The organism is Bradyrhizobium algeriense (assembly GCF_003062295.1).
Lineage (GTDB): Bacteria > Pseudomonadota > Alphaproteobacteria > Rhizobiales > Xanthobacteraceae > Bradyrhizobium > Bradyrhizobium algeriense.
Genome location: NZ_PYCN01000131.1, coordinates 1 through 1,703, shown reverse-complemented (window position 1 = coordinate 1,703; position 1,703 = coordinate 1). Strand labels below are relative to the sequence as shown.

General features: G+C 60.2%; 1 protein-coding gene. It reads right to left on the bottom strand.

The genetic code is table 11. The features are described from left to right. Window positions 1-180: 180 nt before the first annotated feature. Window positions 181-1,620, bottom strand: a complete 1,440-nt coding sequence (locus tag C7G61_RS42655) for an IS1182 family transposase (protein WP_108523403.1) — start codon at window positions 1,618-1,620, stop codon at window positions 181-183. Between the last annotated feature and the right edge of the window lie 83 nt (window positions 1,621-1,703).

The window sequence follows — 1,703 nt, the reverse complement described above, 5'->3', positions numbered from 1 at the left end:
GGGTCTTGGTTGCGTAAAAACGTCCTAGCGGAAGCATAGACACGTCGCGAGTTTGGCGACGTGGCGGGCGCAGTCATTTTGCCGAGTTTGGCGGCTTTTTCGATTTGGCCGCTCGCCTAATGCGGATATGAGCGTCTTGGGCGGTTCTTCACGGACCGGACCAGTGCATGTCTGCGACGACTATGCCCTCATCGCCGCCATGAGCGGTTGGATGCCCATGATGTTCATGACGCGCGTGAGATTGTAGGCCAGCACATGAAGTGCCATCTCGGCGGCAACCCGTGGCAGCGTCTTCATCAAGAAGTGGGTTGCTCCCATCCGGGCCTTGATGGTGCCGAAGGGATGCTCGACCGTCTCGCGCCGCTGGCGCATCTTCTCCGGATGCTCGTCGAGTCGCCGCTGAACGGCTTCGAGAAGGTGTTCATGCTCCCATCGGGTGATTCTCCGCTCCTTGCCGGTGGTGCAGCTCTGCTTGATGGCACAGCGCCGGCAGGCATTGGTCGAGTAGCGGCGCAGGACCAATCCGTTTTCTTCGGTCGTGAAGGCGTAGGCGAGCCGCTCTCCCGCCGGACAGATGTAAACATCCTCCTCGACGACGTAGCGGAAGTCCTGCTTGCCGAAGCGCCCTTCCGTCTTTGAGTTCGAGGTCATCGGCTTTGGCAGCGTGACCGTGATGCCAGCTTCCTCGCATGCCAGGATTTGTTCGCTGCTGAAGTAGCCGCGATCGGCGACGACATCGAGGCTCGTGGCTTCCAGCGTTGTTTTCGTCTCCTTGGCCACGTTGGCGAGCTGCGACCGGTCGGTGCCGACGTTGGTCACCTCATGCGTGACGATCAGATGATGCTTGGTATCCACGGCGACCTGGACGTTGTAGCCTACGACGCCAGAGCCTCGGCCGCTCGTCGCCATGGAACGGGAATCAGGATCGGTCAGCGATATCTGCTGGTCGGGCGAGGTGAGCATCTGTTTCTCGATCGCTGCGAGGCGCTGCATCTCACTTTCGAGTTTCGCGAGCTTCTCCTTGAGCCGTGTCGTCTTGAGCGCGAGGGTCTCGGAAGGCTCCTGCCGATCGGCCGTATCGAGCTGACCGAGATACCGCGCAACGCTCTCTTCAAGCTGTGCCCGGCGCCGCTCCACCTTCGCGCGGGTGAAGTTCCGATCGCGGTTGTTCACGGCTTTAAATTTGCTGCCGTCGATGGCAACGCAGGCTCTCGTCAGCAGGCCCAACTCGCGGCAGAGCTCGACGAAGCGTGCGCACACCTTGCGGATCGCTGGGCCATTGTCCTTGCGGAAATCCGCAATCGTCTTGTGATCGGGAACGAGCCGGCCCGTAAGCCACATCACCTCGACGTTGCGCCCGGCGTCACGCTCGAGCCGACGGCTTGACTGAACCCGGTTGAGATAGCCGTAGATATAGAGCTTCAACAGCGCCGAGGGATGATACGAAGGCCGACCGGTCCTCTCGGGATCGATCCCACTGAACCCTAGCTCGCCAAGGTCGAGTTGATCGACAAAGACGTCGATCACCCGAACCGGATTATCCTCGCCAATCCAGTCTTCCAAGCATACGGGAAACAGCGTGCTTTGCCCACGATCCAGCCCCTCAACGAAGCGCTTCATCCGATTCCCCCGCAAATCGCGTGAGAATCATACTCCGAGAATCACTTCAATCCGCGCGTTTTCACACAGCCAGGGTCATTCGC

Coding starts and splice junctions, on each gene's coding strand:
- C7G61_RS42655 (WP_108523403.1), bottom strand. CDS start 1,620: ATGAAGCGCTTCGTTGAGGGGCTGGATCGTGGGCAAAGCACGCTGTTT.